Origin of the sequence: Streptomyces coeruleoprunus, assembly GCF_039542925.1 — a bacterium.
Classification (GTDB): Bacteria; Actinomycetota; Actinomycetes; order Streptomycetales; family Streptomycetaceae; genus Streptomyces; species Streptomyces coeruleoprunus.
Genome location: NZ_BAABIT010000001.1, coordinates 3,708,624 through 3,729,328, shown reverse-complemented (window position 1 = coordinate 3,729,328; position 20,705 = coordinate 3,708,624). Strand labels below are relative to the sequence as shown.

The 20,705-nt window shown below is 69.3% G+C and carries 17 protein-coding genes; 7 read left to right on the top strand and 10 right to left on the bottom strand.

Features of this window, described 5'->3' with window-relative positions; genetic code table 11:
• Nucleotides 1-3: 3 nt before the first annotated feature.
• The 6 genes from yidC to ABEB09_RS16530 all read left to right on the top strand — a co-directional run bounded on the left by yidC (nt 4) and on the right by ABEB09_RS16530 (nt 5,943).
• A complete protein-coding gene (gene yidC, locus ABEB09_RS16555) occupies nt 4-1,245 on the top strand; it encodes a membrane protein insertase YidC (RefSeq protein WP_345690697.1) in 1,242 nt (413 codons plus the stop codon).
• A 14-nt stretch (nt 1,246-1,259) separates the two neighbouring features.
• Complete coding sequence (locus tag ABEB09_RS16550) at nt 1,260-1,769, top strand: Jag family protein (RefSeq protein ID WP_345690696.1); 510 nt, start codon at nt 1,260-1,262, stop codon at nt 1,767-1,769.
• Nucleotides 1,770-1,877: 108 nt separating this feature from the next.
• A complete protein-coding gene (rsmG, locus tag ABEB09_RS16545; protein ID WP_345690695.1) occupies nt 1,878-2,588 on the top strand; it encodes a 16S rRNA (guanine(527)-N(7))-methyltransferase RsmG in 711 nt (236 codons plus the stop codon).
• 246 nt (nt 2,589-2,834) lie between these two features.
• The gene (locus ABEB09_RS16540) at nt 2,835-3,920 is read left to right on the top strand and encodes a ParA family protein (protein ID WP_345690694.1); all 1,086 of its coding nucleotides are present in this window, start codon (nt 2,835-2,837) and stop codon (nt 3,918-3,920) included.
• Nucleotides 3,917-5,017 carry a ParB/RepB/Spo0J family partition protein gene (locus ABEB09_RS16535; protein WP_345690693.1) on the top strand — a complete coding sequence of 367 codons (1,101 nt, stop codon included), beginning with the start codon at nt 3,917-3,919 and terminating at the stop codon, nt 5,015-5,017. The genes ABEB09_RS16540 and ABEB09_RS16535 overlap by 4 nt, the downstream gene beginning before the upstream one ends.
• 308 nt (nt 5,018-5,325) lie before the next feature.
• Nucleotides 5,326-5,943, top strand: a complete 618-nt coding sequence (locus tag ABEB09_RS16530; RefSeq protein ID WP_345690692.1) for a GNAT family N-acetyltransferase — start codon at nt 5,326-5,328, stop codon at nt 5,941-5,943.
• A 112-nt stretch (nt 5,944-6,055) separates the two neighbouring features.
• On the opposite strand, the gene trxA is transcribed toward ABEB09_RS16530, so the two are convergent.
• The 7 genes from trxA to ABEB09_RS16495 all read right to left on the bottom strand — a co-directional run bounded on the left by trxA (nt 6,056) and on the right by ABEB09_RS16495 (nt 15,740).
• Complete coding sequence (gene trxA / locus ABEB09_RS16525) at nt 6,056-6,397, bottom strand: thioredoxin (RefSeq protein ID WP_345690691.1); 342 nt, start codon at nt 6,395-6,397, stop codon at nt 6,056-6,058.
• Nucleotides 6,398-6,439: 42 nt separating this feature from the next.
• Nucleotides 6,440-7,414 (bottom strand): thioredoxin-disulfide reductase, encoded by a 975-nt coding sequence (gene trxB, locus ABEB09_RS16520; RefSeq protein ID WP_345690690.1) that lies wholly within the window; start codon nt 7,412-7,414, stop codon nt 6,440-6,442.
• 127 nt (nt 7,415-7,541) lie between these two features.
• A complete protein-coding gene (locus tag ABEB09_RS16515) occupies nt 7,542-8,441 on the bottom strand; it encodes an anti-sigma factor family protein (protein WP_345690689.1) in 900 nt (299 codons plus the stop codon).
• Nucleotides 8,438-9,142 carry an RNA polymerase sigma factor SigM gene (gene sigM / locus ABEB09_RS16510; protein WP_345690688.1) on the bottom strand — a complete coding sequence of 235 codons (705 nt, stop codon included), beginning with the start codon at nt 9,140-9,142 and terminating at the stop codon, nt 8,438-8,440. The genes ABEB09_RS16515 and sigM overlap by 4 nt, the downstream gene beginning before the upstream one ends.
• Before the next feature lie 57 nt (nt 9,143-9,199).
• On the bottom strand, nt 9,200-10,924 hold the full coding sequence (locus ABEB09_RS16505; protein WP_345690687.1) for a protein kinase family protein: 1,725 nt from the start codon (nt 10,922-10,924) through the stop codon (nt 9,200-9,202).
• A gap of 120 nt (nt 10,925-11,044) precedes the next feature.
• Nucleotides 11,045-13,264: a murein biosynthesis integral membrane protein MurJ gene (gene murJ, locus ABEB09_RS16500; protein WP_345690686.1), complete on the bottom strand. Its 2,220-nt coding sequence runs from the start codon at nt 13,262-13,264 to the stop codon at nt 11,045-11,047.
• Between the two features lie 46 nt (nt 13,265-13,310).
• Nucleotides 13,311-15,740, bottom strand: coding sequence for a DUF6049 family protein (locus ABEB09_RS16495; RefSeq protein ID WP_345690685.1), 2,430 nt, complete (start codon nt 15,738-15,740; stop codon nt 13,311-13,313).
• Between the two features lie 181 nt (nt 15,741-15,921).
• Between ABEB09_RS16495 and ABEB09_RS16490 the strand changes: the two genes are divergently transcribed.
• A complete protein-coding gene (locus ABEB09_RS16490) occupies nt 15,922-17,364 on the top strand; it encodes a CCA tRNA nucleotidyltransferase (protein WP_345690684.1) in 1,443 nt (480 codons plus the stop codon).
• Between the two features lie 111 nt (nt 17,365-17,475).
• On the opposite strand, the gene ABEB09_RS16485 is transcribed toward ABEB09_RS16490, so the two are convergent.
• The 3 genes from ABEB09_RS16485 to ABEB09_RS16475 all read right to left on the bottom strand — a co-directional run bounded on the left by ABEB09_RS16485 (nt 17,476) and on the right by ABEB09_RS16475 (nt 20,664).
• Entirely contained in the window at nt 17,476-18,744 is a 1,269-nt protein-coding gene (locus ABEB09_RS16485) for an MFS transporter (protein WP_345690683.1), read from the bottom strand.
• A gap of 94 nt (nt 18,745-18,838) precedes the next feature.
• Nucleotides 18,839-19,921 (bottom strand): inositol-3-phosphate synthase, encoded by a 1,083-nt coding sequence (locus ABEB09_RS16480; RefSeq protein ID WP_345690682.1) that lies wholly within the window; start codon nt 19,919-19,921, stop codon nt 18,839-18,841.
• Nucleotides 19,922-19,971: 50 nt separating this feature from the next.
• Nucleotides 19,972-20,664, bottom strand: a complete 693-nt coding sequence (locus ABEB09_RS16475) for a PadR family transcriptional regulator (RefSeq protein WP_345690681.1) — start codon at nt 20,662-20,664, stop codon at nt 19,972-19,974.
• Between the last annotated feature and the right edge of the window lie 41 nt (nt 20,665-20,705).

Below are 20,705 nucleotides of genomic sequence, written 5' to 3'. Positions count from 1 at the left end.
TTAGTGGACACGATTGCAAGTCTGTTCAGCTTCATCACCACACCCGTCTCGTGGATCATCGTCCAGTTCCACAAGCTGTACGGTGCGATCTTCGGGCCCGACACGGGCTGGGCCTGGGGTCTGTCCATCGTGTCCCTGGTGATCGTCATCCGTATCTGCCTGATCCCGCTCTTCGTGAAGCAGATCAAGTCGATGCGGAACATGCAGGCGCTCCAGCCGAAGATGAAGGCCATCCAGGAGCGCTACAAGAACGACCGGCAGCGCCAGTCGGAAGAGATGATGAAGCTGTACAAGGAGACGGGCACCAACCCGCTCTCCTCGTGCCTGCCCATCCTTCTGCAGTCGCCGTTCTTCTTCGCGCTGTACCACGTGCTCAGCAAGATCGCCTCGGGTGACACGATCGGCAGCCTCAACCAGCAGCTGGTCGACAGCGCCCGTGAGGCCCACATCTTCGGCGCCCCGATCGCCGCGAAGTTCATGGACGACCCGGGCAAGGTCGAGGCGCTCAACGCGTCCCTGACGGACGTCCGCGTCGTCACCGCCATCATGATCGTCCTCATGTCGGCCTCGCAGTTCTTCACGCAGCGCCAGCTGATGCAGAAGAACGTCGACCTGACGGTGAAGACCCCGTATATGCAGCAGCAGAAGATGCTGATGTACATCTTCCCGATCATCTTCGCCGTGATGGGCATCAACTTCCCCGTCGGCGTCCTCGTCTACTGGCTGACCACCAACGTGTGGACCATGGGCCAGCAGATGTACGTGATCAACCAGAACCCGACGCCGGGCAGCAAGGCCCAGGAGCACTACCTCGAGCGCCTGGTGAAGAGCGTCACCCACCACGGCGAGGTGCGCGGCCGCCGCAAGCGCAATGTCGTCCAGACGATCGTCGCCAAGGGTCCGGACCGCAATGACAACGAGCGCCGCTTCGTCTCGGCCCTCGCCAAGGCCGGTTTCTCCGCCCAGGCCGACGGCACGGTGAAGAAGGCCGACCCGGCCGTCGCCGAGGCCGAGGCCGCCGGTGTCCGTCGGCAGCAGCCCAAGCGTCAGACCAAGGCCAAGCGCCAGGCCGCGACCACGCAGCCGGGTGTGGCCAAGACGTCCCTGGAGAAGAAGGCCGACGGGCCGCAGGGTTCCGCCGAACCCAAGCAGCCGGCCAAGCCCGCCGCCGGCTCCGCACGCCAGACCAAGTCCGGACAGCGCAAGGGCCAGCAGCGGCCCAAGCACCCCTCGTCCAAGAAGTAAGAAGGAGTCCATCCGTGACGGAAGGCACCACGTCCGCCGCCCAGGGTGGCGACACCCTGACCCGCCTGGAGCAGGAGGGTGAGATCGCGGCCGACTACCTCGAGGGTCTGCTCGACATCGCCGACCTCGACGGCGACATCGACATGGACGTCGAGGGTGACCGCGCCGCGGTCTCGATCGTCAGCGACTCGGGCAGCCGGGATCTGCAGAAGCTCGTGGGCCGTGACGGTGAGGTGCTGGAGGCGCTGCAGGAGCTGACGCGTCTCGCCGTGCACCGGGAGACCGGTGACCGCAGCCGCCTCATGCTGGACATCGCCGGGTTCCGTGCCAAGAAGCGCGACGAGCTCACCGAGCTGGGCGCCAAGGCCGCCGAGGAGGTCAAGAGCACCGGTGAGCCGGTGAAGCTCCAGCCCATGACCCCCTTCGAGCGCAAGGTGGTGCACGACGCGGTGGCTGCTGCCGGCCTGCGCAGCGAGTCCGAGGGCGAGGAGCCGCAGCGCTTCGTCGTCGTGCTGCCCGCCTGACCCCCTCGTCGTGTCGGCCCCGTCTGTTCGCAGGCGGGGCCGATCTTTGTCAGCCTGATAGTCAGCCACCCATTGCGGTGCGTAGTGCGGTAGGAAGGACGGGTTCCCGTGACGGAGGCAGAGGAACTTCCCCCTGCGCCCGAGGAGGCGCGGACGGTTTTCGGCGAGTTCTTCCCGGAGGCGGTCCGGTACGCGGAGTTGCTCGCGGACGCGGGAGTCAAGCGGGGGCTGATCGGCCCTCGTGAGGTTCCGAGGCTGTGGGAGCGGCATCTGCTCAACTGCGCGGTGCTCTCCGAGGTCGTGCCCGAGGGAGTGACTGTCTGCGACGTCGGTTCGGGCGCCGGCCTCCCCGGCATTCCGCTGGCCCTCGTCCGGCCGGACTTGAAGATCACGCTGCTTGAGCCGCTTCTGCGTCGGACGACCTTCCTTCAGGAGGTCGTCGAGCTGCTGGGCCTGGACCATGTGACCGTCGCCCGTGGGCGCGCGGAGGAGATGCTCGGCAAGCTGCCGCCCGTCCATGTGGTCACGGCACGTGCCGTGGCGCCGCTGGACCGGCTGGCCGGCTGGGGCGTTCCGCTGCTGCGGCCGTACGGCGAGATGCTGGCGCTCAAGGGGGACACGGCGGAGGAGGAGCTCCAGGGAGCCCGCGCCGCGCTCAGCAAGCTGGGTGTGGTGGGCACGTCCGTGCTCCATGTCGGCGAGGGCATCGTGGATCCGCTGTCGACCGTGGTGCGGGTGGAGGTCGGGGAGAGCCCCGGCGGTGTGCGTTTCGCGGCCAAGCGGGCCAAGGCGGCGAGGACGTCCCGTCGCCGCCGCTGATGTCATGGCGACGGCTGGTTTGATCCTCATACGTACGCATTTCGGAGTGTCGTGACGTTCTGACCCTGCGGCGTGTGCATCGTGTTTCACGTGAAACGTCGCTCACTGCTGCAGGGAATCATCAGCCGCGGCCGTGCGGCCGCCACGCCCCGGCACCGTAGGCCCCCCGTGGGGGGTACGGAGTTGTCCACAGAAGTGGATTCCTCCACAGAACCACGGGCCTCGCTGGTTCACGACCCCGAAAGCATGGCAGGCTCTGTTCATCGCGAGCCTGAAGCCGAGGAGAGTGAATCCTTGCGGTCCGACGCCAACATCGCGGGACCGATGACCGACCCGGTCCCCGGTCCCCGTACCGAGTCGTCCGGGGACGATGTTTCACGTGAAACATTGCCCCCGGTGGACGACACACCCATTGGTCGTGCAGCCCAGCTGGCGGTGGAGGCTCTGGGCCGGGCCGGCGAAGGGCTTCCCCGCCCCGAGCGGACCCGTGTCATGGTCGTCGCCAACCAGAAGGGCGGCGTGGGCAAGACGACCACCACGGTCAACCTCGCGGCTTCGCTCGCCCTGCACGGCGCACGCGTGCTGGTGATCGACCTCGACCCCCAGGGCAACGCCTCGACGGCGCTGGGGATCGACCACCACGCCGAAGTTCCCTCGATCTATGACGTCCTGGTGGAGAGCAAGCCGCTCTCCGACGTGGTCCAGCCCGTCCCGGACGTCGAAGGCCTCTTCTGCGCCCCGGCCACCATCGATCTCGCCGGTGCGGAGATCGAGCTGGTGTCGCTGGTGGCGCGGGAGAGTCGACTCCAGCGCGCCATCCAGGCGTACGAGCAGCCGTTGGACTACATCCTCATCGACTGCCCGCCCTCCCTCGGCCTGCTGACCGTCAACGCCATGGTGGCCGGTGCCGAGGTGCTCATCCCCATTCAGTGCGAGTACTACGCGCTGGAGGGACTGGGGCAGCTGCTGCGGAACGTCGACCTGGTGCGAGGACACCTCAACCCCGGGCTGCATGTGTCGACGATCCTGCTCACCATGTACGACGGCCGGACCCGGCTCGCCTCCCAGGTGGCCGAGGAGGTGCGCAGCCACTTCGGCGACGAGGTGCTCCGCACGAGCATTCCGCGATCCGTCCGTATCTCGGAGGCGCCGAGCTACGGCCAGACGGTCCTCACCTACGACCCGGGCTCCAGCGGCGCCCTCTCCTATCTGGAGGCGGCCCGTGAGATCGCCCTCCGGGGGGTCGGTGTCCACTACGACGCCCAGCACGCCCACCTGGGCGGCCAGCACCATCAGCACACTCAGCACAGCATGTCGGAGGGGATCCAGTGAGCGAGCGACGTAGGGGACTGGGGCGTGGGCTGGGTGCCCTGATCCCCGCTGCTCCCCAGGAGAGGCAGGGACCCGCGGTAGGGACGGCGACCACGTCTCCCGGCGCGATCCCGTCGCTGCCGCCCGAGCGCGGTGTGGCCGCGGCGAAGGTGGCGACCCTTCCCGCGGCCGGCCTGACCCCGGAGACCGGCATCGCGCTGCCGGAGCAGCTCGACGGGTCCGCGACGGTCGAGTCGCCGGCCGGTGCGCACTTCGCCGAACTGCCGATGGGCTCCATCACGCCCAATCCGCGGCAGCCGCGCGAGGTGTTCGACGAGGACGCACTCGCCGAGCTGGTGACCTCCATCAAGGAGGTGGGTCTCCTCCAGCCCGTCGTCGTACGACAGCTGGGGGCCGAGCGCTACGAACTCATCATGGGTGAGCGTCGTTGGCGGGCCTGCCGTGAGGCCGGCCTGGAGCGCATCCCCGCCATCGTGCGCGCCACCGAGGACGAGAAGCTGCTGCTGGACGCCCTCCTGGAGAACCTGCATCGCGCCCAGCTGAACCCGCTGGAAGAGGCCGCCGCCTACGACCAGCTCCTCAAGGACTTCAACTGCACGCATGACCAGCTGGCGGACCGGATCGGACGCTCGCGTCCCCAGGTCTCCAACACCCTGCGTCTGCTGCGCCTGTCGCCTCCGGTCCAGCGCCGGGTCGCCGCCGGAGTGCTGTCGGCCGGGCACGCCCGCGCACTGCTCTCGGTGGAGGACCCGGAGGTCCAGGACAAGCTGGCGTACCGGATCGTCGCCGAGGGGCTTTCGGTGCGTGCGGTCGAGGAGATCGTCACGCTCATGGGCTCGGAGTCTCCCAAGGCGCCCAAGTCGAAGGGGCCGCGGGCGGGCGCTCGTGTCGCGCCGGCGCTCAGCGAGCTGGCCTCACGGCTCTCGGACCGCTTCGAGACCCGGGTGAAGGTCGACCTCGGGCAGAAGAAGGGCAAGATCGTCGTCGAGTTCGCCTCGATGGAGGATCTGAACCGGATCCTCGGCACCCTCGCCCCCGGCGAGGGACGCGTCATGGACAAGGGCCTGTCCGAACAGTCCTCCACGGACGACGACTGAGCCTGCTGCTCATCACCGAGGCCGAAGGGTGGCCCCGTTCCGGAATTCACAGGAATGAGGTCCGCCCTTTGGCCTCTTCCCGTATGCGTGTCATCACCCGATCGATACGATGCGTTCGGGTATGTGCATCAGCTCGATCCATCGTGGAGGGAGAGCCAGGCCATGCGAGAGATGAGCCGCAGTCAACTGGTGACAGCAGGCCTGGGACTCGGTGTGGTCGGCGGATTCATCGGCAGCCTGCTCCGTGGACGGAGCGCGCTGACAGCCGCCCGTGGCGCAGCAGTCGAAGGAAGTGAGGAACAGCCTTCATGGGGCGACGGCTCGTACCGCTCACCTTGGACAACCTTCCGGACCTCCCCAGGCGCTGCCGCACCTGCGTCTTCTGGGAGCTTGACCCCGTCAGCGGAGAAGCCGCGGTAAAGGCGGGCACGCCCGAGCTGGAGAAGGAGGCCTGGATCTCGGCCGTGCTTCTCGACTGGGGCTCCTGTGGGCGTGTGGTGTACGTGGACGAGGTGCCCGTCGGCTATGTGCTCTACGCTCCCCCGGCCTATGTGCCCCGCTCGACCGCCTTCCCGACCAGCCCGGTGTCCCCGGACGCCGTGCAGTTGATGACGGCGTGGATCATGCCCGGCTATCAGGGGCAGGGGCTGGGCCGGGTCATGGTGCAGACGGTGGCGAAGGATCTGCTGCGCCGTGGCTTCAGGGCGATCGAGGCCTTCGGCGACGCGCGCTGGAAGGAGCCGGCCTGTGTACTTCCGGCCGACCATCTGCTGTCCGTCGGGTTCAAGACGGTCCGCCCCCACCCGACCCATCCCCGTCTGAGGCTCGAACTGCGGACGACGCTCTCCTGGAAGGAGGACGTCGAGCTCGCCCTGGACCGGCTCCTCGGAGCCGTCCAGAAGGAGCCGGCGCTGCGTCCTCTGTGAATTGGTCGTACGCGAACGGCCCATCCCGGTGGGGGATGGGCCGTTCGCCGTCCATGAGTCCTTGTTCTCCCCGTTTCACGTTCTGCGTTTCACGTGAAACAAGGATGTGGGGTCACGCCGTGGGGACCTCGATGAAGTCGGCCAGGTCGCGCAGGATCGCGGCCTTCGGCTTGGCGCCGACGATGGTCTTGGCGACCTCGCCACCCTTGTAGACGTTCAGCGTCGGGATCGACATGACGCCGTACTTGGCCGCCGTCTCGGGGTTCTCGTCGATGTTGAGCTTCACGATCTCGATCTGGTCGCCGTACTCCTCGGAGATGGCGACCAGCGACGGGGCGATCTGGCGGCAGGGACCGCACCAGGCGGCCCAGAAGTCCACCAGTACGGGCTTGTCGCTCTTGAGAACGTCCTCATCGAAAGAGGCGTCGGTCACGTTCTTCAGGTCGCCGGCCACGGCGGCCTCCTTCACTCTGCGGGGTGTGGGTGGGGTGGGGAATCAGACCGCGGGGGTCTTCTCCGGCTCGGCCAGCTTCTCGGTGTGGGAGAGAGCGGCGAGGTAGCGCTCGGCGTCGAGCGCGGCCGAGCAGCCGGTGCCCGCGGCCGTGATTGCCTGACGGTAGGTGTGGTCGACGACGTCGCCGGCGCCGAAGACACCCGTGAGGTTGGTGCGCGTGGAGGGCGCGTCGACCTTCAGGTAACCCTCCTCGTCCAGCTCCAGCTGGCCCTTGAAGAGTTCGGTGCGGGGGTCGTGACCGACGGCGATGAACAGGCCGGTCACGGGAAGCTCGGAGGTCTCGCCCGTCTTGGTGTTGCGCAGGGTCAGACCGGAGAGCTTCTGCTCGCCGTGGATCTGCGCGACCTCGCTGTCCCACGCGAAGGAGATCTTCGGGTCGGCGAACGCACGCTCCTGCATGGCCTTCGAGGCCCGCAGCGTGTCCCGACGGTGCACGACGGTGACGGACTTGGCGAAGCGGGAGAGGAACGTGGCCTCCTCCATGGCCGTGTCGCCACCGCCCACCACGGCGATGTCCTGGTCCTTGAAGAAGAACCCGTCGCAGGTGGCGCACCAGGAGACGCCGCGGCCGGACAGCTCGTCCTCGTTCGGCAGGCCGAGCTTGCGGTGCTGCGAACCGGTGGTGACGATGACCGCCTTGGCGCGGTGCACGGTGCCGGCGGTGTCCGTGACGGTCTTGATCTCACCGCTCAGGTCCACGGCGACGACATCGTCCGGGATCAGCTCCGCTCCGAAACGCTCCGCCTGGGCCCGCATGTTGTCCATGAGCTCGGGGCCCATGATGCCGTCACGGAACCCGGGGAAGTTCTCCACGTCGGTCGTGTTCATGAGTGCGCCACCGGCGGTGACGGCGCCTTCGAAGACCAGCGGCTTCAGCGACGCGCGCGCCGTGTAGAGCGCTGCCGTGTAACCGGCGGGCCCGGAGCCGATGATGATCACGTTACGGACGTCGCTCACGGGTTTCTTCCTCGTCTCTGCAGACTGCCTACTGCCTAGGGGGCCGGGTCTAGGACTTTCACCCCACCCAACGGATCCTACGGGGCGTGCATTCCCGTAGTGCCCGTGCGGCACCGAGGCGCGTCGGTCAGGGGCGGGTGTAGGAGCGAGTGAGAAGGATGCTGGCCGTGTCGTCCGTGCGGGGCGAGGTGGCGCATGAGGCGTCCATCACCAGCACGTCCACCTTCGTGGCGTCACCGGCGTGCGGCAGCACGACCAGATAGGCGCGGGTACCGGCGTAGTCGCCCTCGTCGGCGGCGATCGGCGGTTCGCTGCGGCCTGTGCCCTGCTGCACACACGAAGGGACTCCGGCCCCGACGGTGTTCTTCATCGTGTTCTGGCGGCCCGTGGGCGCGCCCGCGTCGAAGGAGCGCTGAGGGGGCTTGCCGCTTTCCTCCTTGCCCGATGCTTCCAGGGACGGCCCCGGGGCGAGCAGCGTCTCGACCTTCTGCTGGAGCGCGACTCCGGAGAACTTCACGTCGCCTTCCGCGACGGCGGCCGTGCTCGACTTCGAGGGCTCGTCACCGCTGGAGCGGACCACTTGGAGGACCAGGGCGCCTACTCCGACGGCGGCAAGGCCGAAGACGGCCCCGAGGACGGCCTGGCGGCGGCGCTTGCGCGGTGCCGGGGACCGGCCGGGCCCTGTGGCCGCCCTGGGGCGTCCGGCAGGACGGGCGGCGCTGGGCGGGGTCGTGGTTTCACGTGAAACATCGGCCGGGTGCTCGGGCGCGGTGGCGTCCAGAAGCGCCTCCGCGGCCAGTGCGGCGTCGATGCGCTCGGCGACGTCGGCGGGCATCCGTGCGGGGCCGGGCAGCGTGCCGAGCAGTGCGCGGATCTCCTGGAGGGAGGTGCGGACGTCGGCGCACAGCTCGCAGCCGTCGAGATGACGGCGTACATCCGCCGTCCGGGACGGCGGGAGCAGGCCTTCGGCGAGATCGGAGATCTCCGAGACGTCCGGGTGCTGAGTCGTGTCGGCCGTCGATGTCACGCGCGCCCACCTCCGCCCTTCACAGCAGCAGGATCATTCGGTCCTGGGTCCCTCGGTCCCGACGCCGGTGGGACGGATGTCCCTGGCGTCCGGTTCCTTCCCCGGTCGACGCCGGCGCTATCCAAGGTGTCACCGCGCAGATGAGTGAGCATGGGAAGCAGCCGGGCCCGGCCGCGTGCACAGCGGCTCTTCACGGTGCCGCTCGGCACGTCGAGGATGCGGGCGGCCTCGGCCACCGCGTAGCCCTGCATGTCGACGAGGACCAGGGCGGCGCGCTGGTCGGCGGGAAGCTTGGCGAGTGCGGCGAGCAGCTGGCGGTGGAGGTCCTGCCGCTCTGCGGGTGCCTCGGCGGACTCGTGGGGTTCGAGAAGCTGCTCCAGCCGCTCCGTGTCGTCCATGGGCGCCGTCCGGCGCGACGCGGCCTTGCGGGCCCGGTCGAGGCAGGCGTTCACGGTGATGCGGTGCAGCCAGGTGGTGACAGCGGACTGCCCACGGAAGGTGTGGGCGGCGCGGAAGGCGGAGACGAGGGCGTCCTGGACGGCGTCGGCGGCCTCCTCGCGGTCGCCCAGGGTACGCAGGGCGACGGCCCAGAGCCGGTCACGATGGCGCCGCACCAGCTCACCGAAGGCATCCGGATCCCCGGCGACATGCCGGGCAAGCAGATCGGCGTCACTCGGCTCCAGGTTTCTCTCAGCCGCCATACGCCTTCCCCTCCATGTGCCCGAGCGGGTGACCGCGCCACCGTGGTGCCGTCACCTTCAGCCCAGGACCTCGATCTCGGAGATACCTCCGCGGAACCTGTCAGGCGACCCGTCCGGGGGGAGCTCCGTAATGTGGATCAGCACGTAGCGGGTGTGTACCGGCTTCTTCAGCCGGACGTCCAGGCTGTCTCCGACCGTCTTGAGCTCCGTCAGCTCGTGCGGGAAGTCGGAGAGGGCACTCGCACTCGAAGCGTCCTCCTGGGCCGCCCGGACCTGGACCTTCTGTCCACTGCGATAGAGGTGCACGCGAAGTTCGGAAACATTCCGGGCGCTGCCGAGATCCACGATGATCCCACTCCCGCCCTGCCGGTTCTCGAGGTTCCCGAAGTTGGCGTAGCCGTGGTACTCGGGCGTGATCCATGACGAGGAGCGGTCACCGTCGACGGCGTTCTCGACCTGGTCCTGCTTTATGCCTGAGCCGCCGGGCATGTACTCCTGGGCGTCGGCGATCTTCAGCGGCGTGGGAGGTGCCTGGGAGCTGCCCTTGTCCGCCCCACCAGGGGACGGCTGGGTCGTGCCCGGGTCGTCCTGTCCGGCGCCGCCGTCGAGGAGCTTGTCGGCGATCTGCCAGCTGCCCAGGCCCAGCGCGGCGATCAGCAGCGCCGACACCGCCCACTTCAGGACCTTGCCGGTACGGCTCTGGAGCGGGGCCGGCGGGGCCACGACCGGCTGGGTGACGGCCGCGCCCGGATGCGGCTGGGGACGGCCGTACGTGCCCTGCTGGTACGTGGTGCGCTGGTACTCCGGCGGGGTCGGGAACGCGGGCTCCGGCGGCCGGATGCGGGGCATCGCCGCGACGGCCTTGGCCAGCTCGTCGGGGGTGGTGCACGCGGGCTCCTGGCGGGAGGCCGTGGCGCCGTCGTTGGCCAGCGCGCGCATGGCGATCTCGGCCAGTCCTCGGTGCACCCCGGCCCGTACCTGGTCGGGGGCGATCAGCCCGACGCCCTTGGGGAGGCCCGACAGGCCGTGGGCGTCGTTCTCGTAGGGCCAGCGTTGGGTGAGCGCCGCGTAGAGCAGCGCGCCGATCGCCTCGGTGTCGGTGCGCTGCGGACGCTCGGCGCTGATGCCGCGCAGCGCGGCGTTCACGGCGAGACCGCGGATCCGGTACTGCCCCGTGGAGGTGCGCAGTACGGCGCTGGGCGTGAGCCGCAGATGGGCCAGGCCCTCGCGGTGTGCGGCGGCCATGGCCTGGGAGACCTGGCTGACGAGCTGGTACGCGTCGTGCGGCTCCAGCGGGCCGGCGGCGAGCAACGTTGTCAGCTCGGTGGCGTCCGGCAGCCACTCGTGGACCACGTAGACGAGGTCGTTCTCCTCCACCGCGTCCAGGACCTGGACGAAACGGGGGTCGCCGAGCAGCGCGGAGGAGCGGGCCGCGGCGAGCACCGACCGTGCCCTCGGATGGTCGGCGGGCAGCACATGGACTCCGACGGCCCGGCGCAGCTTCTCGTCGACGGCACGCCAACTGCTGAAACCGTCCAGACGGGTGACGCACTCCTCGAGCCGGTAGCGCCTGGCGAGCTTGTGGCCGCTGTGCAGTTCGGGCGTGGTGATGGAGGACTTCTCTTCGGCTCGCTGCTCACCGTCGGTGTTCTGGGCAGACGTGTCTGCCGGGTCCTGCGCTTCCGCCGCCCCGTCGGTCGTGGCCGTCTCCGCCTTGGCGGTCAGCGGGTCGTCACCGCTGTTGTCGGCCACGTCGACGGCGGCCGTGCTACGTTCCGCCACCGTCGTTCCCTGCCTCCCCATCCGTTGCGCCATATCCAACAGCCATGCCAATTGTGCCCACAGTCCGCCGCTATGCACGACACGCGATGGCCGTCGATGGTTGTGCGACAGCCCCTCGTCCTAGCGGCCGAGGCGCCCTCGGACCATGCCCACCATGGCGTTGAGTTCCTCGATGCGCATCTTCCGTGCCGCCACGTAGAAGAGCCCGATCAGCACGATTCCACCGCCCAGCAGCGCGGCGAGTGAACCCAGGGCGTCCTTGCCGAGAACGGAGAGGATTCCGAAGCCCGCGGCGCCACCCAGGAGGGCGGCCGGAAGCGAGGCCATGGACAGCCGCGCGTAGGTGCGGACGACGTGGGCGCCGTCCAGGTCGCCGCCGAGCCGGTTGCGCAGCCGGCGCCAGGCCACCCCGACACCGACGGCGTAGGCGAGGCCGTACGAGGCGGCCATGCCGACGACCGCCCAGCGGGCCGGGAGCACGACGTAGCAGACGGCGGACGCCGCGGCGTTGACGGCGGCGACGATGACCGTGTTGTAGAAGGGCGTCCGGGTGTCCTCGTAGGCGTAGAAGCCGCGCAGGACGACGTACTGGACGGAGAAGGGGATCAGGCCGAGTCCGAAGGCCATGAGGATGAAGCCCATCGACTCGGCTGCCTCGACGCCGCTGGACGCGTAGAGCAGGGTGCACATCGGCACGCCCAGGGCGAGGAAGGCGAACGCCACGGGAACGATGGCGACGGCCGAGTTGCGCAGGCCCTGTGAGATGTCGTCACGGACGGCGCCCGGGTCGTTGTCGTGCGCCGCGCGGGAGATGCGCGGCAGCAGCGCGGCCATGACGGAGACGGTGATGATGGCCTGCGGCATGCCCCAGATGAGCTGCGCGTTGGAGTAGGCGAGGATACCGGCGCCGTCCGTGCCGGAGGCCTTGCCGGCGGCCGTGGCGAGCTGGGTGACGACGACGACGCCCGCCTGGTTGGCCAGCACGAACAGCACGGTCCACTTGGCGAGTTTGATCGTCTTGCCGAGCCCCTGGCCCTTCCAGTCGAAGCGGGGGCGGAAGCGGAAACCCGCCTCGCGGAGGTACGGGAGCATCGCCAGCGCCTGGACGACCAGGCCGAGCAGCGTGCCGATACCGAGCAGCCGGACGCCCTCGTCGGGGATGGTGGTCACGTCCATCTTGGTCTCGGAGTACGAGCCGTAGACCCAGATGAACATGCCGAACGTGAAGATCATGACGATGTTGTTGAGGACCGGGGTCCACATCATCGCCCCGAACCGCCCGCGGGCGTTGAGGATCTGACCCATCACCACATGCACGCCCATGAAGAAGATCGTGGGCAGGCAGTAGCGGGCGAAGGTGACGGCGACGCTGTTGGCGGCCGCGTCCGCGGCGATGGTCGGGGACATCGCGTGGACCAGCAGCGGCGCGGCGAACACGGCGGCCGCCACGATCACGCCCAGCGCGACCATGACGAGGGTGAGCAGGCGGTTGGCGTAGGCCTCGCCGCCGTCCTCGTCGTTCTTCATCGAGCGGACGAGCTGCGGGACGAAGACCGAGTTCAGACCGCCGCCGACGGTCAGGATGTAGATCATCGTCGGCAGCGTGTAGGCGACGGTGTACGCGTCACCCAGGAACGCCGCTCCGACCGCACCGGTGATCACCAGGCTGCGGACGAAGCCGGTCAGTCGGGACACCAGGGTGCCGGCGGCCATGACGGCACTCGACTTGAGCAGTCCGGAGGCCCGGCCGCCCGACTTCTTCGGGGGCGCGGGCGCGGGGGCGGGAGCCGGTACGGGAGCGGGGGGCTCGGGTACCGACGCCGGCGCCGGGGCCGGCGCGGGAGGCTGCGGCTGGCCCTGGACCTGCTGGTCCCGGTACAGGTGCGCGAAGGCGTCCTGCGCGGGCGGTTCCTCGGCGGCGTGGGTCACGAGATCGTCGACGCCGGTGAACTGGACGGTCCGGGCGTCGTCGCCGTACGGAAGGTGGCGGGACGGGCCGTCGGGCTCGGGCGGGGGCGTCTGGGCCCAGAGGCGCGGGTCGGGGGCGTTCTGGGGTGCTGCGGGCTGCTGGTAGAGCGGCTGGGGCGACTCGTAGGTGCCGGGCGGGGGCGGCGGGTGCGCCGCCCGGTCGTAGAGGGCCTCGCCGACGGGGTCCTGCGAGGAGAGGTCCTGGGACCGGTACGGGTCGTGTTCGTAGGCGTCCTGGAGGTACGGGTCGGCCGCCGGTGGCTGGGCATCCGGCGGCGTCTGTCCGGGGACGTGCGAGGGGGGCGTCCCGCCCGAGGGCGGGCGGCCGCTGCCCGCGCCCTGTCCGCGGTCACCGTCGTACGGCGCGTTCATGGTTACCCCACCTCATCGTCCCCGGCCGACCCGGCCACGACATCGCTCAACGGTTCACTTTCTCACCCGGGCCCGACGGGTCGCCGCTTTGCGGTCCGGTGTCCGGCGTACGGTCACTCGCCCGCACGGGCTCGTCGCTCTCCGTGCTCGCGGTATCTGCTTCCCCGACCGGTGCGGCCGTATCGGCCGAATCGGTTGTGTCGGTCGCTTCCCCCGCGCCGGCTTCCTGGGCCTCGTCGTCCTCTTCGGTGCCGTCCGCCGTGTCGGGCGTTCCCGGTTCTTCGGCGGCCTCGTCGACGGCCCCGCGGGTCGCGGCGCGCTTGCGCTGGGTGTACATCCTGACGCCGGCGAGGACGAGGAGGAGCACACCGCCGGCGATGACCAGCATCACCGTCGAGGTGATCTCCGAGACCTTCACGGTGAACTTCATCGGCTTGCCGTACGGCTTGCCGTCCTCCGTGAAGAGCTGCGCGGTCATCGGAACGGGGCCGTTGGCGTTGGCCGACGCGGTGAACTTCACCGACTGGCTGTGGCCGCCGTCGATCGTGACCGGCAGCTCGGCGATCGCCTCGCCGCCGTTGAGCTTCAGGCGCGTCGGCTTCGTCGACTCCAGCCTGAGCACCAGGTGGTCGACGCCCTGCACCAGCTTGTTCTGCACGGTCACCGGGATGGTGGCGCTGCGCCCGGACAGCGTCAGGTCCGACTTCTCGATCAGCTGGACCTCGGCGGTGAGGTCCTTCAGGTGCTGGAGCACCCCGTCCTGGTACCCGCGGGCCTCCTCCGGCCGGCCCCGCCAGGACGTCGACATCTCCCGGTTGATCGCGTTGCCGAAGGGCGTCACGACGCGGTAGGCGGCGGTGAGGATCACCTTGAAGTTGTCGAGCGTGTCCTGCGTGGCCCTGACCTGTTGGAACGTCTCGACGGGGAGCTCCGTGCGGCGCAGGTGCCTGGGGTACTTGGCCGCGCCGGGCACCTGGGTCGTCGCCTTGGGGTCCGGCTTGGCGGATGCGGCCGCGACCAGGTCGAGCGGCTGCGTCCAGCGCTGGCCGTCGAGCACGCGCAGGGCGCTCGCCATCGACTCGGCCTGCGAGACCGTTGGCATGCGCTGCGGCGCCACGACGATGCTGCGCGGGTTGCCGGGCTGCTCCTGCGTGACGGCCAGCGTCTGCGCGAGGAACTTCTGCACCGCGAGCGTCGCGTCGCCCGCCCGCGCCATGCCACCTTCGAACGCCTTGGAGAGCACGGCGTCGGACACCACGGCGGTCGTACCGCCGCCGATGGGACGGGCAGCCGTGGGCGAGTACGGCAGGTCCTGGCGCATGCTGTCGCTGCGCGCGATCACCTTGTCGGCGCCGGCAGAGGTCGCCACGTCCACGATCGACGGGTCGACCGCCCCGTCGACCGGCCAGGCGAAGTCCACGGACGGCTTCACATGAAGGATCGTCTCGACCGTCGACTCGGCGATCTCCGTCGCCGGACGGAGGTGGCTGAGGGAGCCGGAGACCTTCGTCCCTCGGTGCGCGAGGGACGCCAGGTCCGGATCGCCGTACGGCAGGGCGATGACCTTCTTGCCCTTCACGGCCTTGTCGAGGGCGCTCAACCACTGCTTCGCGACGGCCTGGTTCCGGCCGGGCACCGTGGCCGTACCGCTCCTGACCCGGTAGTTCCGGGTCATGGCGTCCACCGTTGCCAGCAGGTCCGGGTCGATCACCCAGGTGACGGGCAGCTCCGCCCCGAGGGAGACCATCCGCTCCAGGCGACCGCCCGGAGCCAGCTCGGCGGCGAGTGCGTCGCTCTCGAAGACGGGCGTCTGCTGGTCGTCGGAACCGGTCTCCGCCGACAGGTACGCCGCCGAGATCAGCGGCCACATGACCGTGAGCTGCGTCTTGTTCTTGGCGGCGGCGGGCTGCCAGGGGAGGAAGGTCCGCTCGATGCCGAGGACCTGGTACGGCTCGCTCCCGGTCCTCCCGGTCAGTGAGACCCCCAGCTGGTAGATGCCCTCGTCGTCCAGCGCGAGCTTGCCGACCGGCACGGCGATGCGGAAGTCCCTGCTGAGCCCCGCCGGCAGTTTGGGGATCTTGACCGTGTACGGGCCGCCCAGGACGCTGCCGTCCTTGTCCTGGGCGAAGCCGGTGCGGCGGGCCGCGGCCTCGATCGCGTGCCGGCTCGCCATCGGGCCGCCGCCGAGCCGCAGATCCACCTGCGCGTCGCTGACGGTCTCCTTGCCCTTGTTGGTCACCGTGCCGGTGATCGTGACCGTGTCGCCCTTCACGGGCGCGCTCGGCGTGAGCGTGTCCAGAGACACATCGACCGTGCGCGAGCCGGATGCGGCGGGAGCGGCGGACGCGGCCGGGGCGGAGGGGAGGTGCAGCAGACCGGCGAGCAGCGGCCCAGTGGCGAGGACGGCTGCCGCGCGCCGCAGCCACCTGCGGGCAGGAGAGCGACCGGTGCCCTGGAAAACTGCCGCCTCGGCCACGCGCTCGTCCGTCCCTCGTCGTCTGTTGCCGTCGGTCCTTGTCGGTCCTGCGTCCACGCATGGTAACGAGGAGCGGCGCGGCGAAGTGCTGCGGAGTGCTCCACAAGATCGGGCGAGAGTACCGGAAGCCGCGGGAAATCAAGGAGGCTCGGCGGTCCCGGGCCACGTACCCTGTTCTGTTGTGCCGAACGCCAACGAAGACAACCTCACTGCACTGAGCCAGGTGCAGCGCCGCGCGGTGAGCGAGCTGCTGCGCGTGTCGCCTGTCGCCGACGATCTCGCCCGCCGTTTCCAGGAGGCCGGCTTCAGCCTCGCCCTGGTCGGCGGGTCGGTCCGTGACGCCTTGCTCGGCCGGCTCGGCAACGACCTGGACTTCACCACTGACGCCCGGCCCGAGGACGTCCTCAAGATCGTCCGCCCGTGGGCGGACGCGGTGTGGGAGGTCGGAATCGCCTTCGGCACCGTCGGGGCCCAGAAGCAGGGCTACCAGATCGAGGTGACGACGTACCGCTCCGAGGCGTACGACCGCACCTCGCGCAAGCCCGAGGTCTCCTACGGCGACTCCATCGAGGAAGATCTCGTACGGCGAGACTTCACGGTCAACGCGATGGCCGTCGCGCTGCCCGAGAAGCAGTTCATCGACCCGCACGGTGGCCTCGAAGACCTCGCCGGGCGCGTCCTGCGGACCCCGGGGACGCCTGAGGCGTCCTTCTCGGACGATCCGCTGCGCATGATGCGGGCGGCCAGGTTCGCGGCCCAGCTGGACTTCGAGGTGGCGCCCGACGTGGTGACCGCCATGAGGGAGATGGCGCGGAGGCTGGACATCGTCTCCGCCGAGCGGGTCCGTGACGAGTTCAACAAGCTGCTGCTCTCCGCGCACCCGCGCAAGGGCCTCTCGCTGCTGGTGGACACCGGGCTCGCCGACCATGTGCTGCCCGAGCTGCCCGCGCTGCGGCTGGAAAGCGATGAGCACCACCGGCACAAGGACGTCTACGAGCACTCGCTGACCGTCCTGGAGCAGGCGATCGACCTGGAGGAGGACGGGCCGGACCTGATCCTGCGCCTGGCGGCTCTGCTGCATGACATCGGCAAGCCGCGCACCCGTCGCTTCGAGCCGGACGGCCGTGTCTCCTTCCACCACCACGAGGTGGTGGGGGCCAAGATGACCAAGAAGCGCATGACCGCGCTGAAGTACTCGAACGACATGGTCAAGGACGTCTCGCGACTCGTGGAGCTGCATCTGCGCTTCCACGGGTACGGCGCCGGTGAATGGACCGACTCGGCCGTGCGCCGGTACGTGCGGGACGCCGGCCCGCTGCTGACCCGGTTGCACAAGCTGACCCGGTCCGACTGCACGACGCGCAACAAGCGCAAGGCGAGTGCCCTGTCCCGCGCCTACGACGGGCTGGAGGTGCGTATCGCGCAGCTTCAGGAGCAGGAGGAGCTGGACGCGATCCGGCCGGACCTCAACGGCAACCAGATCCAGGAGGTCCTGGGGATCGGTCCCGGCCCCGCCGTCGGGCAGGCCTACAAGTTCCTTCTGGAGCTGCGGCTGGAGAACGGCCCTATGGAGCACGACGCCGCGGTGGCGGCGCTCAAGGACTGGTGGGCCACGCAGAGCTGATCGTCGTGCGCGGGCATGTTTCACGTGAAACATGCCCGCGCACGACGAGGGCGAGGACCGGTGGGGCGATGTTTCACGTGAAACATCGCCCCACCGTCGTAGAAGGGCGGCTCAGGGCATGGCGCCCTTCCGCTTCCAGCGGGTCAGTATCGAGGCCGACACGGCATAGAGCAGCGCCACCATGATGGTCAGGGCTGCGGACCGACCGTCGGGGGGCAGCATCAGGGAGGCCACTCCGGCGGCGGCCACGAATGCCACGTTGAACAACATGTCGTAGACGGAGAAGACGCGGCCCCGGTAGGCGTCCTCCACGGTCTTCTGCACCACGGTGTCCGTGGCGATCTTCGTGGCCTGTGTGGTGAGGCCCAGGACGAACGCCGCCACCATGATCGTCGACGGGGCGAAGGGCAGCCCCAAGGTCGGCTCCAGGATCGCCGCGGAGCCCGCGCACACGGCCATCCAGCCGCCCGCCCCCAGTCTCTCCACCGCGACAGGCGTCAGTACCGCCGCTGTGAAGTACCCCGCTCCGGAGAGGGCGACCGCCAGGCCGAGGAGAGCCAGTCCTTCGCGCTCGCTGGTCGTCCAGGCGTAGCGGCTGAGCATCAGCACTATCACCGTGAGCGAGCCGTAGCAGAACCTGGCCACCGTGATGGCGCCCAGCGCCCGGGCCGCTGCGCGCCGCTCCGACAGATGGCGGATCCCGCTCCACAGTCCCCGCACCGTCGACGTCAGCGTCGTACCGAGCTGTGGCTGCGCGGTGTCCACGTCCGGGCCGAGCAGTTCGCGTGTCATCCGGAGCGAGGCGAGGGCCGAGAGCAGGTAGAGCACCGCGCCCAGGAGCACGACCGCGGCATCGGAATCGGCGGCGACGATCCGGACCGCGAAGGCGAGCCCGCCGCCCGCGGTGGCGGCGAGCGTGCCGGCCGTGGGCGAGAGCGAGTTGGCCATGACGAGGCGATCGCCGTCCACGACCCGGGGCAGGGAGGCGGAGAGCCCGGCGAGGACGAAGCGGTTGACTGCCGTCACGGACAGGGCCGAGGCGTAGAAGAGCCAGTCGGGCACGGAGGCCAGGATCAGCAGCGCCGTACCCCCTGCGAGCACGGCCCGCAGGAGGTTGCCGTAGAGGAAGACCTGGCGGCGCTGCCAGCGGTCGAGCAGGACGCCCGCGAACGGGCCGACGAGGGAGTACGGCAACAGGAGAACGGCCATCGCCGAGGCGATGGCCGCAGGAGTGGTCTGTTTCTCGGGCGAGAAGACCACATAGGTCGCCAGCGCCACCTGGTAGACGCCATCGGCGCACTGGGAGAGGAGTCGTACGGCGAGCAGGCGGCGGAAGTTCGTCAGGCGCAGAAGTACGCGCAAATCACGTACGACAGGCATGACAGCAAGGGTCACACAGACCGAGGTCCCCGGGCAGACGCCACGGGGACCTCAACAGCCGGACGGTCGTGTCGGCTTGGCTTGATCGGGCGTCTTAGCGCTCGACCTCGCCCCGGATGAACTTCTCGACGTTCTCGCGGGCCTCGTCGTCGAAGTACTGCACCGGCGGCGACTTCATGAAGTAGGAGGACGCCGACAGGATGGGGCCACCGACGCCACGGTCCTTGGCGATCTTCGCGGCGCGCACGGCGTCGATGATGACACCCGCCGAGTTCGGGGAGTCCCACACCTCGAGCTTGTACTCCAGGTTCAGCGGGACGTCACCGAAGGCACGGCCCTCGAGGCGGACGTAGGCCCACTTGCGGTCGTCCAGCCAGGCCACGTAGTCGGACGGGCCGATGTGGACGTTGTTCTCGCCCAGGTCGCGGTCCGGGATCTGGGAAGTGACGGCCTGCGTCTTGGAGATCTTCTTGGACTCCAGGCGCTCACGCTCGAGCATGTTCTTGAAGTCCATGTTGCCGCCGACGTTCAGCTGCATCGTGCGGTCCAGGATGACGCCCCGGTCCTCGAACAGCTTCGCCATGACGCGGTGCGTGATGGTGGCGCCGACCTGCGACTTGATGTCGTCACCGACGATCGGGACACCGGCCTCGGTGAACTTGTCCGCCCACTCCTTGGTGCCGGCGATGAAGACCGGGAGGGCGTTGACGAACGCGACCTTGGCGTCGATGGCGCACTGCGCGTAGTACTTCGCGGCGTCCTCGGAGCCGACCGGCAGGTAGCAGACCAGGACGTCGACCTGCTTGTCCTTGAGGATCTGGACGACGTCGACGGGGGTCTCGGAGGACTCCTCGATGGTCTGGCGGTAGTACTTGCCGAGACCGTCCAGGGTGTGGCCGCGCTGGACCGTCACGCCCGTGGTCGGCACGTCGCAGATCTTGATCGTGTTGTTCTCGCTGGCGCCGATGGCGTCCGCGAGGTCCAGACCGACCTTCTTCGCGTCCACGTCGAAGGCGGCGACGAACTCGATGTCCCGGACGTGGTAGTCGCCGAACTGGACGTGCATCAGACCCGGCACCTTGCCCGCCGGGTCGGCGTCCTTGTAGTACTCGACGCCCTGCACCAGCGAGGCGGCGCAGTTGCCCACGCCGACGATGGCTACGCGAACCGAACCCATTCCGGTTGCTCCCTGTTTGTTCTCGACGAATCCCTGCGGGTCGCGGGGATTCACTTGGTGGTGTCGTCGGACGGATCCGGCCGGGTACTGCCCCCGTGCCGGGGCAGGCCGCCCGTCTCTCCAGTTGTGTTGTTCTGCTCGGCGGGTCCTTCGGAGGCATCGGAGCCGGATCGTCGCTGATCCCGCCCCGCCCGCTCGCTCTCGATGAGCTCGTTCAGCCAGCGCACCTCGCGCTCCACGGACTCCATGCCGTGCCGCTGCAGCTCGAGCGTGTAGTCGTCCAGGCGCTCGCGCGTGCGCGCGAGGGAGGCGCGCATCTTCTCCAGCCGCTCCTCCAGGCGGCTGCGGCGCCCCTCCAGGACGCGCATCCGCACCTCGCGCTCCGTCTGCCCGAAGAAGGCGAAGCGGGCCGCGAAGTGCTCGTCCTCCCAGGAGTCCGGCCCCGTGTGGGAGAGGAGCTCTTCGAAGTGCTCCTTACCTTCCGCGGTCAACCGGTAGACGATCTTGGCGCGTCGTCCTGAGAGGGATGCGGCGAGGGCGTCCTCCGGGGCGCTGCCCGGTTCCTCGATCAGCCAGCCGTTGGCGACCAGCGTCTTGAGGCAGGGGTAGAGGGTGCCGTAGCTGAAGGCGCGGAAGATGCCGAGCGAGGTGTTGAGCCGCTTGCGCAGCTCGTACCCGTGCATCGGAGCTTCGCGGAGCAGACCGAGGACGGCGAACTCGAGGATGCCGGAACGTCTGCTCATCAGCCGCCGCCTCCTCCGTACCGCCTCTTTATGCCGTCCTG

Coding starts and splice junctions, on each gene's coding strand:
- ABEB09_RS16540 (WP_345690694.1), top strand. CDS start 2,835: ATGGCAGGCTCTGTTCATCGCGAGCCTGAAGCCGAGGAGAGTGAATCC.
- ABEB09_RS16530 (WP_345690692.1), top strand. CDS start 5,326: ATGGGGCGACGGCTCGTACCGCTCACCTTGGACAACCTTCCGGACCTC.
- sigM (WP_345690688.1), bottom strand. CDS start 9,142: ATGGCGGCTGAGAGAAACCTGGAGCCGAGTGACGCCGATCTGCTTGCC.
- murJ (WP_345690686.1), bottom strand. CDS start 13,264: ATGAACGCGCCGTACGACGGTGACCGCGGACAGGGCGCGGGCAGCGGC.
- ABEB09_RS16485 (WP_345690683.1), bottom strand. CDS start 18,744: ATGCCTGTCGTACGTGATTTGCGCGTACTTCTGCGCCTGACGAACTTC.
- ABEB09_RS16480 (WP_345690682.1), bottom strand. CDS start 19,921: ATGGGTTCGGTTCGCGTAGCCATCGTCGGCGTGGGCAACTGCGCCGCC.
- ABEB09_RS16475 (WP_345690681.1), bottom strand. CDS start 20,664: ATGAGCAGACGTTCCGGCATCCTCGAGTTCGCCGTCCTCGGTCTGCTC.